This is a genomic window from Arthrobacter sp. OV608 (assembly GCA_900110595.1).
Taxonomy (GTDB): Bacteria; Actinomycetota; Actinomycetes; order Actinomycetales; family Micrococcaceae; genus Arthrobacter.
Genome location: FOEZ01000004.1, coordinates 191,560 through 204,541, shown reverse-complemented (window position 1 = coordinate 204,541; position 12,982 = coordinate 191,560). Strand labels below are relative to the sequence as shown.

At 66.6% G+C, this 12,982-nt stretch carries 11 protein-coding genes; 8 read left to right on the top strand and 3 right to left on the bottom strand.

Annotation, left to right across the window (positions count from 1 at the left end; all coding sequences use genetic code 11):
- Nucleotide 1 precedes the first annotated feature (1 nt).
- Both BMX78_RS07555 and BMX78_RS07550 read right to left on the bottom strand, forming a co-directional pair.
- Nucleotides 2-664: a response regulator gene (locus BMX78_RS07555; RefSeq protein WP_091418523.1), complete on the bottom strand. Its 663-nt coding sequence runs from the start codon at nt 662-664 to the stop codon at nt 2-4.
- Nucleotides 657-2,405, bottom strand: coding sequence for a sensor histidine kinase (locus BMX78_RS07550; protein WP_170850730.1), 1,749 nt, complete (start codon nt 2,403-2,405; stop codon nt 657-659). The genes BMX78_RS07555 and BMX78_RS07550 overlap by 8 nt, the downstream gene beginning before the upstream one ends.
- A gap of 184 nt (nt 2,406-2,589) precedes the next feature.
- On the opposite strand from BMX78_RS07550, the gene BMX78_RS07545 reads away from it, so the two are divergent.
- From BMX78_RS07545 to BMX78_RS07525, 5 genes are all read left to right on the top strand, one after another.
- A complete protein-coding gene (locus BMX78_RS07545) occupies nt 2,590-4,068 on the top strand; it encodes a CitMHS family transporter (protein ID WP_091418298.1) in 1,479 nt (492 codons plus the stop codon).
- 146 nt (nt 4,069-4,214) lie between these two features.
- Nucleotides 4,215-4,511, top strand: a complete 297-nt coding sequence (gatC, locus tag BMX78_RS07540; RefSeq protein ID WP_091418296.1) for an Asp-tRNA(Asn)/Glu-tRNA(Gln) amidotransferase subunit GatC — start codon at nt 4,215-4,217, stop codon at nt 4,509-4,511.
- Nucleotides 4,512-4,514: 3 nt separating this feature from the next.
- Complete coding sequence (gene gatA / locus BMX78_RS07535) at nt 4,515-6,113, top strand: Asp-tRNA(Asn)/Glu-tRNA(Gln) amidotransferase subunit GatA (protein ID WP_091418294.1); 1,599 nt, start codon at nt 4,515-4,517, stop codon at nt 6,111-6,113.
- Nucleotides 6,113-7,621, top strand: a complete 1,509-nt coding sequence (gene gatB / locus BMX78_RS07530; protein ID WP_091418292.1) for an Asp-tRNA(Asn)/Glu-tRNA(Gln) amidotransferase subunit GatB — start codon at nt 6,113-6,115, stop codon at nt 7,619-7,621. The genes gatA and gatB overlap by 1 nt, the downstream gene beginning before the upstream one ends.
- A 208-nt stretch (nt 7,622-7,829) precedes the next feature.
- Nucleotides 7,830-8,423 carry a DUF5666 domain-containing protein gene (locus BMX78_RS07525; RefSeq protein WP_091418290.1) on the top strand — a complete coding sequence of 198 codons (594 nt, stop codon included), beginning with the start codon at nt 7,830-7,832 and terminating at the stop codon, nt 8,421-8,423.
- 57 nt (nt 8,424-8,480) lie between these two features.
- Here the strand turns inward: BMX78_RS07525 and BMX78_RS07520 are convergent, their stop codons facing one another.
- A complete protein-coding gene (locus BMX78_RS07520) occupies nt 8,481-9,392 on the bottom strand; it encodes a LysR family transcriptional regulator (RefSeq protein ID WP_091418288.1) in 912 nt (303 codons plus the stop codon).
- A gap of 144 nt (nt 9,393-9,536) precedes the next feature.
- Between BMX78_RS07520 and tdh the strand changes: the two genes are divergently transcribed.
- From tdh to BMX78_RS07505, 3 genes are all read left to right on the top strand, one after another.
- On the top strand, nt 9,537-10,583 hold the full coding sequence (gene tdh, locus BMX78_RS07515) for an L-threonine 3-dehydrogenase (RefSeq protein ID WP_091418286.1): 1,047 nt from the start codon (nt 9,537-9,539) through the stop codon (nt 10,581-10,583).
- Between the two features lie 8 nt (nt 10,584-10,591).
- Nucleotides 10,592-11,788 carry a glycine C-acetyltransferase gene (locus BMX78_RS07510; RefSeq protein ID WP_091418285.1) on the top strand — a complete coding sequence of 399 codons (1,197 nt, stop codon included), beginning with the start codon at nt 10,592-10,594 and terminating at the stop codon, nt 11,786-11,788.
- Nucleotides 11,789-11,867: 79 nt separating this feature from the next.
- Nucleotides 11,868-12,980, top strand: a complete 1,113-nt coding sequence (locus BMX78_RS07505; protein ID WP_091418283.1) for an NAD(P)/FAD-dependent oxidoreductase — start codon at nt 11,868-11,870, stop codon at nt 12,978-12,980.
- Nucleotides 12,981-12,982: the final 2 nt, after the last annotated feature.

Below are 12,982 nucleotides of genomic sequence, written 5' to 3'. Positions count from 1 at the left end.
TTTAGCCCGCCGGCAGGCCGTAGCGGTGCTCCGGCCTGCCGGTGGTCCCGTAGCGCAGCTGGATGTCCACGGCGCCGTCGTCGGCCAGCGAGGACAGGTACCGCTGGGCCGTCGCCCGGGAAACACCCACCCGGCCTGCCACCTCCGCCGCGGAGTACTGCTCACCGGGAACCAGGGACTCAAGCACCGCCGCCTCCGTGGCGGATCTGGGCCTTGACGACGGCGAAACGTCACCGGGGATGAGCGAGCGCTTGGCCCGCTCCACCGCATCCTGGTCCAGCGCTCCCGGCTGGGACAGCAAGCGCCGGTACCGCGCATAGGACCGCAGCTGCTGGGACAGGGACTCCGAGGTAAACGGCTTCAGCAGGTAGCCCAGGGCACCTCGGCGGAAGGCCACGCGGATGGAGGCTGCGTCCGAAGCGGCGCTGAGGATCACGGTGTCCACATCCAGCTGCTGCAGCAGGTCCAGCCCGGAGGCGTCGGGCAGGTAAACGTCCAGCAGCACCAGGTCCGGCCGCAGGCTGTGTATAGCCTGCAACGCCAGCGACGCCGTTCCCACCGGCGCCAGCGCCAGGAACCCCGCCACCGAATCCACATAGGCGGCGTGCAGCTTGGCCACGTGGAAGTCGTCATCCACGATCAGCACCCGAAAATCATCAGCCATGGTGGTCCTTTCCTGCGGCATCCCGGGACGCCGCATCATTGAGCCGGGAATCCTTGGTCCCCGCTGTAGTCCCCGCGGTGGTGCCGGGGAGGGTTGCCATAAAGACTGCTCCGGGGCCGCCCCGCCGTCCGCGTTCGAGCAACTTCACGTCCCCGCCGCGGCGCCGGGCCAGCTGGCGGGCGAGGGCAAGCCCGAAGCCCTGGCCCCCGCCGGCACGTACAGGGCCGGAAGCGGTGGTGAAACCTTCGGCGAAGACCGCTTCGGCGTCCGTTTCCTCCGCCAGCCCGTCGCCCGAGTCGGCGACCACCACGTGGAGGGTACCGCCGTCGTCGCCCGGCTCATCCAGCACCTCCAGCTCCACCCAGCGGTCCTCCGCAGAGCCGGCCACGGCGGCATTCACGGCATTGTCGATCAGGTTGCCCAGCACTGTGGTCACGTCCTGGGCGTCGGTGACCTGCCCGCGGACCAGGGTCTCGGGCCCGATCCGCAGGGCCACCCCGCGCTCGTCGGCCTCCACGCCTTTGGCTCCGACGAAGGCCTGCAGGTACGGGTCCTGGAGCAGTTCGGCCTGGTCCACTGGGAATTTCAGCGGCCCGGTGGCGGCCAACCGGGCAAGGTACTCGCGGGCCTGCTGGTGCTGGCCAATGCTCATGAACCCCGCGATGGTGTGCAGCTGGTTGGCGAACTCGTGCCGCTGCGCCCGCAATGCGGTGGACATGGTGCCCACGGCGTCCAGTTGCCGGGTGAGCTGCTGCAGCTCCGTGCGGTCGCGGAGCATCACCACCCAGCCCAGGTCCTCCCGCCGGTGCAGGGCTTTGCGTGCGTTGGCCACCAGCACCCGGCCGCCCGCCACGAGTTCAACGGCGGAAGTATCGCCGGAGCCAGGCCGGGTCAGGGACTTCAGCAGGTCCGGTACGGGGGCGTCCGCCCAAGGGGTTCCGGCGAGGCCGCCGAGCCCCAGCAGGCGCTGGGCGGCGGCGTTGAAAACGGTGATCCTGCCGTCGGCGGAAACACCGATTACGCCGTCGTCCACACCCTGGAGGACCGCCACCTGGTCATGGACCAGGGTGCTGATCTCTTCCGGCTCCAGGCCCAGGGTGAGGCGCTGCAGGCGGCGGCGCAGCAGGAAGGATCCCAGGACGCCGGCGAGCAGGGCGCCGGTAGCAGTCAGCGCAACCGGGCCGATGTCCCGTTCCACGCTCTGGCCCACGGTTTCCATGGAATACCCCACGCTGACCTCGCCCACTACGGTGCTGCTGCCGGGGGCGTAGACGGGAACCTTCGCGCCGGCGGACGGGCCAAGTGTTCCGGTGTTCCGGGTGGTCACTTCCTGGCCGGAAAGTGCCTCGGACGGATCGGTGCTCACCCTTTCGCCGAGCCGCTGCGGATCCGGATGGGCAAGCCGTAGACCTGTTTCGTCGGTGATCACCACAAACAGTGCACCGGTCCGGGTGCGTACCGCTTCGGCGGATGCCATCAGCGGTCCGGCGGCGAGTTCGGAGGGCGGGGGAGTGCCGGGCTGTTCACTGATGGCCAGTACGTCGGCCCGGACGGACGGATCCGAGGCTACGGTCCGGGCCAGCGTCAGTGCCTGGTTCTCCGCTTCGCGGCCCACCCGGTCATAGGTCAGCCAGGCATGGACCGCGGCGCTGAGCAGAACCACCAAAAGCACCACCGCCAGCTGCAGCAGCAGCGTCTGCGTGGAGAACCGCAGCGGCGCGCGGGGACTGGAACGCGGCATGATCCTCCTCGATCGGGGTGGGTGATTCGGGCCCGCAAAGCCCGTGAGCACAATGAGCTAAATGCTCGCAATAAGCAGTATGCCAATCAATTGAGCCAAAGGCACTGCCGTGACGGCGGCCACCCTAAAGTCTGTAGCACGCGTCACACCGCTGTGCCGCTGTTCACAAAGAAGGAGCCCAGCCGTGCTGGTATTACTTGGATTCGCCATGATCGCGGTATTCATGGTGCTGATCATGACGAAGAAGTTGACGCCAGTGCTGGCGTTGATCATCGTCCCCACAGTTTTTGGCCTTTTCGCCGGCGCCGGCCTGGGCATTGGCGACATGGTGATGGACTCGATGAAGTCCATGACTTCCACAGCAGCCCTGCTGATGTTCGCCATCATCTACTTCGGCCTGATGATCGACGTCGGGCTGTTTGATCCGCTGGTCCGTTTCATCCTGCGCAAGCTGGGCAACGACCCCGCCAAGGTGGTCCTGGGCACCGCCCTGCTGGCAGCTGCGGTATCCCTGGACGGCGACGGATCAACCACCTTTATCCTCACCACCGCCGCCATGCTGCCGATCTACCTGCGGCTGAAGATGAGCCCCGTGGTCCTTACCTGCGTTGCGGGCCTGGCCAACGGCACCATGAACATCGTGCCTTGGGGCGGCCCCACCGCCCGTGCCGCCAGCGCCCTGAAGATCGACGTCAATGAGGTCTTCGTCCCCATGATCCCGTCCCTGGCCGCCGGCCTGGCCGTTGTCCTGGTCTTCGCCTGGGTCCTGGGCCTCCAGGAACGCAACCGTCTCCGCGCCACCCAGCCCGAAATCTGGGGAGTGCCTGACACCGCTGAAGCGTTCGACGGCGGCACGCCCGCCCCCGGCACTGGCACCTTCAGCGGCGGCGCAGGACGCAAGGGGAACAACCCCGGCGGAGCAGTTCCCGCCGTCGACGGTTCCGCCGGCTCCTCCGTTGCAGTCCTGGAACGCACCGAAACACTCGTGGACGAAGACAACACCGCCATGGCAGGCACTGCCCTGGATCCGAACCGCACCACCCTGCGCCCCAAGCTGCAGTGGTTCAACCTGGCCCTCACGGTGGCCGTGATGGGCATGCTCATCGCGGACCTCGTGCCCCTGCCGTACGTCTTTATGGTCGGTTCGGCCATCGCCCTGCTGGTCAACTTCCCCAAGGTCAAGGACCAGGGCGCCCAGCTGATTGCACACGCACCGTCCATCGTTGCCGTGGTCAGCATGGTCATGGCCGCCGCTGTCCTCACCGGTGTCCTCAAGGGCACGGGCATGGTGGAAGCGATGTCCGCCTGGCTGGTCCAGATCATCCCGTCCTGCATGGGCCCGTTCATGGCCGTTATCACCGGCCTTCTGAGCATCCCCATGACGTTCTTCATGAGCAACGACGCCTTCTACTTCGGTGTGCTTCCCGTCCTGAGCGAGACTGCTGCGCACTACGGCATCAGCGGCGCCGAGATGGCCCGCGCTTCCATCACGGGCCAGCCGTTCCACATGCAGAGCCCGCTGGTTCCCGCCATCCTGCTCCTGGTATCGCTGGCCAAGGTTGACCTGGGCGACCACCACAAGAAAGTCCTGTGGCGCGCGGCAGTTGTTTCGCTGGTCATGCTGGGAATTGGAGTGCTGACTGGAGCCATTGGTATCGGCTAGTCTGTACCTGCCGCGTGTTGCCCCTTGTGGGCAGTACCCCGGCATGAAGGTGCCCGTCTGACGCCCGCTGGGGGTCGTCAGACGGGCATCTTCGTTTCCCCACTAGAATGGATCGGAAATCAATTCGAACTTTGCAGGGGAGATCCATGGCTGCGATCAACCGTGACGATGTTGCGCATCTCGCGCGGCTCGCTCACATTGAGATGAGTGCTCAAGAGCTGGACAGGATGGCCGGAGAACTCGCCGTCATCGTTGATTCGGTCAAATCCGTCAGTGAAGCCGCCGGTGACGACGTACCGGCCACATCCCACCCCATCCCGCTCAGCAATGTCTTCCGCGAGGACGTTGTGGGGCACACCTTCACAGCGGAACAGGCACTTTCCGGTGCACCGGACTCGCTCGAGTTCCGCTTCAAGGTTCCGGCAATCCTGGATGAGGCATAAACCATGACTGACAACAACGAACTCATCCGCCTCTCAGCCGCTGACCTGGCTGAAAAGCTGGCTGCCGGCGAGGTTACCTCGGTGGAGGTCACCCAGGCATACCTGGACCGGATCGCCGCGGTTGACGGCGGAGAACGCGGCGTCAATGCCTTCCTGCACGTCAACGCCGAAGAGGCGCTCGCCGTCGCCGCCGAGGTGGACGCCACCCGCGCCGCCGGCGGAGCGGAAGCCGAAGCACTGCATGTGCTGGCCGGTGTGCCTGTCGCCGTTAAGGACCTCATCGTCACGGTGGGCCAACCGACCACCGCGGGGTCGAAGATCCTCGAGGGCTGGCACAGCCCCTACGATGCCACCGTGGTGGAGCGCCTGCGCGCCGCGAAGATGCCCATCCTGGGCAAAACCAACCTGGACGAGTTCGCCATGGGCTCCTCCACGGAGCACTCGGCCTACGGCCCCACGCGCAACCCGTGGGACCTGGACCGGATTCCGGGCGGCTCCGGCGGTGGCTCTGCTGCGGCGGTTGCTGCCTTCGAAGCACCCCTGGCACTCGGTACGGACACCGGCGGGTCCATCCGCCAGCCCGGCGCCGTCACCGGCACCGTGGGCGTGAAGCCCACGTACGGCAGCGTGTCCCGCTACGGCGCCATCGCGATGGCCTCCTCGCTGGACCAGATCGGCCCCGTTTCGCGGACCGTCCTGGACTCGGCACTCCTGCACCAGGTCATCGGCGGGCACGATCCCCACGACTCCACTTCGCTGCCGGACCCGCTGGCGGACCTCGTCGCCGCAGCGAAGACCGGCAACGTTGAGGGCCTGCGGATCGGCATCATCAAGGAACTCCATGGCGAGGGCTACCAGGCCGGCGTAGAAAACCGCTTCAACGATGCCCTGGAGCTCCTCAAGGAGGCAGGCGCGCAGATCGTTGAGGTTTCCTGCCCCAACTTCCAGTACGCCCTGGGCGCCTACTACCTGATCATGCCCTCCGAGGCGTCCTCCAACCTCGCCAAGTTCGACGGCGTCCGCTACGGCCTGCGCGTCCTGCCCGAGGACGGGCCCATGACCATCGAACGTGTCATGGGTGCCACCCGCGCCGCCGGCTTCGGCGACGAGGTCAAGCGCCGCATCATCCTGGGCACCTACGCCCTGTCCGCCGGCTACTACGACGCCTACTACGGCTCCGCACAGAAGGTCCGCACCCTGGTCCAGCGTGACTTCGAGGCGGCCTTCACCGTGGCGGACGTCCTGATTTCGCCCACGGCCCCCACCACCGCTTTCCGCCTCGGCGAGAAGCTGGACGATCCGCTGGCCATGTACCTGAACGACGTCGCCACCATCCCCGCAAACCTCGCCGGCGTTCCGGGCCTGTCCCTGCCGGGCGGCCTTGCGGACGAGGACGGCCTCCCCGTGGGCATCCAGCTGCTGGCCCCGGCCCGCGAGGACGCCCGCCTGTACCGGGTTGGCGCCGTGCTGGAAGCACTGCTTGAAGCGAAGTGGGGCGGCCCGCTGCTGGCCCAGGCACCGGACCTGATTGCTGGCGTGGCCGGATCCGCCTCGTCGGTGGTTGAGCCTGTCGAAACCCTCGAAGCCCAGGAGGCAAAATAATGAACACCGACGCAATCCTGAGCTTCGAAGAGGCTATGGAGAAGTATGATCCCGTCCTGGGGTTCGAGGTCCACGTGGAGCTCAACACCAAGACCAAGATGTTCTCCTCCGCCCCGAACGTTTTCGGCGACGAGCCCAACACCAACGTCAACGAAGTGGACCTCGGCATGCCCGGCGTCCTGCCCGTGGTGAACAAGGCCGCGATCGAGTCCTCGATCAAGATCGGCCTGGCCCTGAACTGCAAGATCGCCGAATCCTGCCGCTTCGCCCGGAAGAACTACTTCTACCCGGACACCCCCAAGAACTTCCAGACCTCCCAGTACGACGAACCCATCGCGTACGACGGATACCTGGACATCGAACTCTCTGACGGCACGGTGTTCCGGGTGGAGATCGAGCGCGCCCACATGGAGGAGGACGCCGGCAAGCTGACCCACATGGGCGGCGCCACCGGACGTATCCAGGGAGCAGACTTCTCGCTGGTGGACTACAACCGCGCCGGCGTGCCCTTGGTGGAAATCGTCACCAAGCCCATCGAGGGTGCCGGCTCCCGCGCGCCTGAGCTGGCCAAGGCGTATGTGGCCGCGGTGCGCGAGATCGTAAAGAACCTCGGTGTGTCCGACGCGAAGATGGAGCGCGGGAACGTCCGCTGCGACGCCAACGTCTCGCTCCGCCCGCATGGCCGCGAACGGTTCGGCATCCGGTCCGAGACCAAAAACGTGAACTCACTGCGCGCCGTCGAACACGCTGTCCGTTACGAGATCCAGCGGCACGCCGCCGTGCTGGACTCCGGCGAGCCCGTCATCCAGGAGACCCGCCACTGGCACGAGGACACCCGCACCACCACGTCCGGCCGGGCCAAGTCCGACGCCGACGACTACCGCTACTTCCCGGAACCGGACCTGGTTCCCGTGGTTCCGTCCCGCGAATGGGTGGAGGAGCTGCGGGCCACGCTGCCCGAGCCGCCGGCCGCCCGCCGCAAGCGTCTCCAGGCGGACTGGGGCTACTCCGACCTGGAATTCCGCGATGTAGTGAACGCCGGCGTGATGGACGAGATCGAGGAAACCATCGCCGCCGGTGCTTCCGCCTCCGTCGCCCGCAAGTGGTGGATGGGCGAGATCGTGGGCCGCGCCAAGAACGCCGACGTGGACCCCGGCCAACTCGGTGTCCAGCCCGCCACCATCGTGGAGCTCGCCCGCATGGTGGAGGAAGGCAAAATTAACAACAAGATGGCCTCTGAGGTGCTGGACGGCGTGCTCGCCGGCGAAGGCACCCCCGCGGACATCGTGGAGAAGCGCGGCCTGGCCGTGGTCTCCGATGACGGGCCCCTACTCGAAGCCATCGACGCCGCCCTGGCCGCGCAGCCCGACGTCGCGGACAAGATCCGCGGCGGCAAGGTGCAGGCCATCGGTGCCATCGTGGGCGGGGTGATGAAGGCCACCCGCGGCCAGGCTGATGCCGCCCGGGTCCGCGAGCTGATCCTGGAGAAGCTGGGCGTGACCGTCTAGCCCGCCAACCCCAACTGGGTAGCGCCAAGTGTCGTTTTGAGTGTTCATAACGACACTTGGCGCTACCCAGTTTTGTTTTAAGTAGTACTCAGGTCACCGTCGGCCGCTGACTACTCGTGTGCAGCGGCATGCGGCGGTCCTACACTGAAGCTCCAGGGCGCCGGTTCCAGGGAGGCCGGCCCTGCCGCCGTTATGGGAGGTATGTTCAATGTCTGTCCGGGGACCGTTCAAATACCGCAAAGCCGTGCTCGCGGGGGTCGTGGCGCTGGGTCTGACCGGGACGGGGGCGGCCTTTGTGTGGGCAGCGAGTGACCCCGCGCCGCCGTCGCCCTCGCAGTCACAGTCCGAGCGGGGCAAGTCCGATGATGCTCCGGGGCAAAAAAAGCCGGACAAACCGCAGCGCCCGCAGCATCTCCACAGCGAAGGCGTGGTCAAGAAGGCAGACGGAACTTTCCAGACCATCCTTGAACAGCGCGGCACGGTGGAGGCCGTCAGCGACACCTCGATTACCGTCAAGAGCGAGGACGGCTACTCCCAGGAGTACACGGTCAACGCCGACACAAAGGTCACCAAGGCTCCGGCCGCTGAGCCGGACAACTCCCAGGGAACGGACGACGGCGGCAAGCGGCTTAAGCGGACCGAGGGAACCATTGCGGACATCGCCACCGGGGACACCGTCCGGATTTCCGGAGTCAAGGACGGCGACCAGGCCACGGCGGAGCGGATCGCGGAGGGTGCCGGCGACGGACCCGGGTTCGGGATGGGCCGCGGGCACGGCCACGCCAAGGGCCACTCAAAGTAGGTAGCACTAAGTGTCGTTTTGGACGCTCACAACGACACTTAGTGCTACCCAGTTGGGTCAGCCCTGTTCCACCAGCCCGGCCATGATGCCCTGCAGCGCTTCCGAGACGATCATGACCGACCGGCGCTTCAGGTTTTCCGGCCGGGCGAGCAGGTCGATCCGGCGCCGCGTGCTGATGCCCTCAAGTGGGCGCAGCACAATGTCCGGGTTGAGTACCGGGCCCGCCGTGTACCGCGGCAGCAGCCCCACCACCCCGCCGGCAGCCACCAGCGCGGCCACGGTGGAGTAGTCGTTGATCCGGTGGACAATGTTCAGCTCGCTGCTGGAGACGGCCGCGACGGCGGACAGGACATCGGCGGGGGAGTAGCCGGCGTGGCTGGTCACCCAGGCTTCGCCGCCGACGTCGTCCGCCGTGACGGCAGGCTTCCCTGCCAAAGGATGGCCAGCCGGCAGGGCAACATCCAGCGGCTCGTGCGCGAGCGGTATCACCGTGACCCGTTCCGCAGGCCAGCGGGGGCTGTGGTCCATCCGGTGCGCCAGGACCAGGTCGTAGCGCGCCGTCAGGGCGGGGAAATCCTGCTGCGCCACGTCCTCGTCGGACAGTTCGATCCGCGGCTGGCCCGGGGCATCGAGGATCCTCGCCAGCGGTGCAAAGACGGCCTGCCCCACACTGTGGAAACCGGACAGGGTGACCCTGCCGGCCGCCTCGCCGTGATAATTCCCGATGGCACCGCGGGCGTCCGCCATGGCACTGACGACGGCGGCACCGGCGTCCGCCAGCACCTGGCCTGCCTCGGTGAGCACCAGGTTACGGCCCTCTTTGCGCGTCAGCGGGACGTCCACAGTGCGCTGCAGCAGCGCCAGTTGCTGGGATACCGCCGAGGGAGTGACCATCAGTGTGTCTGCTACCGCCTTGACGCTTCCCAGGGCGCCGAGTTCGCGCAGGATTTCGAGCTGGTGTATCTCCATGCTTTCAGTCTATGCGTTAGCTTTTGCTACATCGTTGATTGAGAAATTAGCGGTTGTGCTAAAGCTTCTTCCTCGCTGTAATGAGGAGGTCAGCACCCGCCGACGACGCAGAGAACGTGACGCAGACAAAGAGTAAGGAAGCCGATGAAGGCTTTGTACAAGGCCGGCCCACAGGCCGGTTTCGAGTTCGTGGACCGCCCCGAACCGGTGGCAGGCCCCGCCGACGTGAAGATCCGCGTGATGACTACCGGCATCTGCGGTACCGACCTCCACATCCAGTCCTGGGACTCCTGGGCGCAGGGGATCATCGAAGCTCCCCTCATCCCCGGTCACGAGTTCTACGGTGAAGTGGTGGAGGTGGGTGAGGATGTCCGCGACGTCAAGGTGGGGGACCGGGTGTCCGGCGAAGGCCACGTGGTCTGCGGAATCTGCCGGAACTGCCGGGCGGGCCGTCGGCAGATGTGCATCCACACGGTCAGTGTGGGCGTGCAGCGGGACGGCGCGTTTGCCGAATACGTGGTGATCCCCGAAACCAACGTCTGGGTCCATCACGATCCCTCCGTGACTCCTGAACTCGGCGCCATCTTCGACCCCTTCGGCAACGCCGTGCACACGGCCCTGAGCTTTCCGCTGGTGGGCGAGGATGTGCTCATCACCGGAGCCGGGCCCATCGGTTTGATGGCCATCGCCGTCGCCCGCCACGCCGGTGCCCGCAAGATCGCCATCACCGACGTGTCCCCGCACCGGCTCGAACTGGCCCGCCGACTGGGCGCAGACCTCGCCATCAACGTCGCCACCACCAGGGTCCGCGATGCCCAGCGTGAGCTGGGCATGCGGGAAGGATTCGATATCGGCATGGAGATGTCCGGCCACCCCACCGCCCTGCCGGAGATGATCGACAATATGAACCACGGCGGCCGGATCGCGATGCTGGGGCTGCCCAGCCAGGACATCACGATTGACTGGGGCAAGGTGGTGACCCACATGCTGACGCTCAAGGGCATCTACGGCCGCGAAATGTACGAGACCTGGTACGCCATGAGCGCCATGCTCTCGTCCAACCCCGTGCTGCACGCCGGCATCTCCGCCGTCGTTACTGATACGCTCCCTGCCACCGACTGGGAAAAGGGTTTTGACCTGGCCCGCAGCGGCGCCGGCGGAAAAGTTGTCCTCGACTGGACCCGACTCTAAGGAACACCATGTATACCTCGATCAAGGACCAGCTGGGCGCCGAGCTGGAGGAGATCCGCACCGCGGGGCTCTTCAAGACCGAACGCAGCATCAACTCGCCGCAGTCAAGCCACATCAACGCCGGCGTGCTTGGCCAGCCGGGCGCGGATGTATTGAACTTCTGTGCGAACAACTACCTGGGGCTGGCTGACCACCCGGACATCATCAATGCAGCCAAGGAAGCCATGGACGAGCGCGGCTTCGGCATGGCCAGCGTGCGCTTCATCTGCGGCACCCAGGACCTGCACCTGGAACTCGAAGCCCGCGTCTCCAGGTTCCTCGGAACCGAGGACACCATCCTGTTCTCCAGCTGCTTCGACGCCAACGGCGGGGTCTTCGAATCCCTCTTCGGCCCGGAGGATGCCATCATCTCCGATGCCCTGAACCATGCCTCCATCATCGACGGCATCCGCCTCTGCAAAGCACAGCGGTACCGGTACGCCAACCAGGACATGGCGGACCTGGAGGCCAAGCTGGTGGAAGCAAAAGATGCCCGCCGCAAGATCATCGTCACCGACGGCGTTTTCTCCATGGACGGGTACCTGGCGCCACTGGAAGCGATCTGCGACCTCGCCGAGAAGCATGATGCCCTGGTGATGGTGGACGACTCGCACGCGGTCGGCTTCATGGGGGCAACCGGGGCAGGCACTCCCGAACACGCCGGCGTTTCGCACCGGGTGGACATCTACACCGGCACATTCGGTAAGGCACTGGGCGGCGCCTCGGGCGGATACGTCTCCGGCCGCAGTGAAGTGGTGGCCATGCTCCGGCAGAAGGCCCGCCCCTACCTGTTTTCCAACTCGCTGGCCCCGGCCATCGTGGCCGCCACCATCAAAGCCCTGGACCTGGTGGAGAACTCGGCGGATCTCCGTCGCCAGCTCTTTGAGAATGCCGCACTGTTCCGGCGCCGCATGACGGAGGAAGGCTTTGACCTGCTGCCCGGCGAACACGCCATCGTCCCGGTGATGTTCGGCGACGCCGTCCTGGCCGCGAAGGTGGCGGACCGGATGCTGAAGCACGGCGTCTTCGTCACCGCCTTCAGCTTCCCGGTGGTTCCGCGCGGGGCGGCAAGGATCCGCGTGCAGCTTTCGGCCGCGCATTCAGCGGACGACGTCGAGGCATGCGTGGGTGCCTTCGTCGCCAGCCGTGCCGAGGTGGCAGGCTGAGGACGCAGCCTAAGGACGCGGCCTGAGGATGCAGCCTGCGGGCGGTCACAGCCCGGCATAACTCTGCAAGGATGAAGGCATGGCAGCACACTACGACGTCCTGATTGTTGGCGGCGGCATCGCCGGGTTGTCCCTTGCCTCTGCCCTGGCAGGGAATTGCACTGTTGCGCTGGTGGAGGCGGAGCAGGAGTTGGCGTACCACACGTCCTCCCGCTCCGCCCGCCAACTCATCCCCAGCTACGGCCCGGCAGTGGTCCAGGAACTGACAGTCCGGACCCTGGAACTGATCGCAGCGCGCGATGCCGAACTGCCCGAGCCGGTGCTCTCGCCGCGCAGCTTTATGCTGATTGGTACGGAGGACGCGGTGGCGGCCGAAGCGAGCGGGCACATGCGGTCCATCACCCCGGCCGAAGCGCTGGAGCTTTGCCCCGCGCTCATCCCGGGAACATTCCGCGCCGCCGGACTTGATACCGGCTCCTTCGGCTGCAACGCACCCCTGCTGCTGGCGGACCACCGCCAACGGGCGCTCGCCGCCGGCGTGGACATCATCACCGGAGCCCGGGTCCACTCCGCCCAGCGCGTGGGCTCCGGCTGGCAGGTGGGCGCTGGCATGGAAGCCTTCGAAGCCGGTGTCCTGGTGAACGCTGCCGGCGCGTGGGCGGACGAACTGGCCGTCATCAGCGGGGTGGAAAAGCTCGGGCTGCAGCCGTACCGGCGCACTGCGGCGATTGCCGCCGTCGAACGCCCCCTGCCTGAACGCAGCCCCATGGTGGCGGCAGCGGACAACTCGTTCTACTTCCGCCGCGACGGCGCGGACGTCCTGATTTCGCCCTCCGAGACCGTGCCCAGCGGGCCCGAAGACGCCAAGCCCCGGCCCGGGGACATGGAGCGCCTGGTGGCCCGGCTGAACCAGGTGACCACCCTGGGCATCACCGAGGTCCGCAGGGCGTGGACGGGGCTGCGGACGGAGGCGGCCGACGGCGTGCCGGTGGCCGGTTTCGACGCAGAAGCGCCGGGATTCTACTGGCTCGCCGGCCAAGGGGGTTACGGCTTCCAGACTTCAGCGGCAATGGCGGAACTGGCCGCCGCCCAGATCCTTGCGGGCCAGAGTACAACGGAAACAGCGGCGACGGGTCCGGCATCCCGGACAGCGCAGGCGCTGGCGGCCACCCGCTGGTCCGTCCGGCGCTGAAG

Excerpts from the sequence above, each read along its gene's own strand:
- BMX78_RS07555 (WP_091418523.1), bottom strand. The coding sequence starts at position 664 with ATGGCTGATGATTTTCGGGTGCTGATCGTGGATGACGACTTCCACGTG.
- BMX78_RS07550 (WP_170850730.1), bottom strand. The coding sequence starts at position 2,405 with ATGCCGCGTTCCAGTCCCCGCGCGCCGCTGCGGTTCTCCACGCAGACG.
- gatC (WP_091418296.1), top strand. The coding sequence starts at position 4,215 with ATGGCTGCGATCAACCGTGACGATGTTGCGCATCTCGCGCGGCTCGCT.
- gatA (WP_091418294.1), top strand. The coding sequence starts at position 4,515 with ATGACTGACAACAACGAACTCATCCGCCTCTCAGCCGCTGACCTGGCT.
- gatB (WP_091418292.1), top strand. The coding sequence starts at position 6,113 with ATGAACACCGACGCAATCCTGAGCTTCGAAGAGGCTATGGAGAAGTAT.
- BMX78_RS07525 (WP_091418290.1), top strand. The coding sequence starts at position 7,830 with ATGTCTGTCCGGGGACCGTTCAAATACCGCAAAGCCGTGCTCGCGGGG.
- BMX78_RS07520 (WP_091418288.1), bottom strand. The coding sequence starts at position 9,392 with ATGGAGATACACCAGCTCGAAATCCTGCGCGAACTCGGCGCCCTGGGA.
- tdh (WP_091418286.1), top strand. The coding sequence starts at position 9,537 with ATGAAGGCTTTGTACAAGGCCGGCCCACAGGCCGGTTTCGAGTTCGTG.
- BMX78_RS07510 (WP_091418285.1), top strand. The coding sequence starts at position 10,592 with ATGTATACCTCGATCAAGGACCAGCTGGGCGCCGAGCTGGAGGAGATC.
- BMX78_RS07505 (WP_091418283.1), top strand. The coding sequence starts at position 11,868 with ATGGCAGCACACTACGACGTCCTGATTGTTGGCGGCGGCATCGCCGGG.